This window comes from Pseudomonas sp. DE0010, assembly GCF_007680745.1.
Classification (GTDB): Bacteria; Pseudomonadota; Gammaproteobacteria; order Pseudomonadales; family Pseudomonadaceae; genus Aquipseudomonas; species Aquipseudomonas parafulva_B.
In genome coordinates this window covers 1-357 of record NZ_VEJQ01000083.1, presented here as the reverse complement: position 1 = coordinate 357, position 357 = coordinate 1, and the positions used below count along the sequence as shown (strand labels likewise).

1 protein-coding gene is annotated in these 357 nt (G+C 66.4%); it reads right to left on the bottom strand.

The window, feature by feature from the left end:
* On the bottom strand, positions 1–357 hold a 357-nt coding region (locus FS767_RS21750), incomplete at both ends, for a DUF445 family protein (RefSeq protein WP_144968170.1).

Genomic DNA, 357 nt, shown 5'->3' with positions numbered 1-357 from the left:
CACCAGTTCGTCCCACAGCTCCTGCAGATAACCCGCCAGCGCCGGGTGCTCCAGCAGCTGGTCGCGCAACTGTTCGCCGCGCAGGCGAAAGGCCGGGTCCTCCTTGAGGCGCTCGATGAAGCCGACCAGATAGCCATCGAAATGCCGCCGCAACTCGTGCTCGCGGTCATGGCTGATCTCGCCGATCAGCCGCGACACCGCCTGCACCACCTTGATCGCCGACCAGCGCCCGACCCGCTCGTCCAGCCCCAGGTATTTGAGGGTGCGCAGTTCGCCGCCAATGGTGCGGGCGATCAGCGCCTGGGTGTCTTCGTCCTGCAGCAGGCGATCGATCTCCTGCAGCACCTCGTCGAGCAC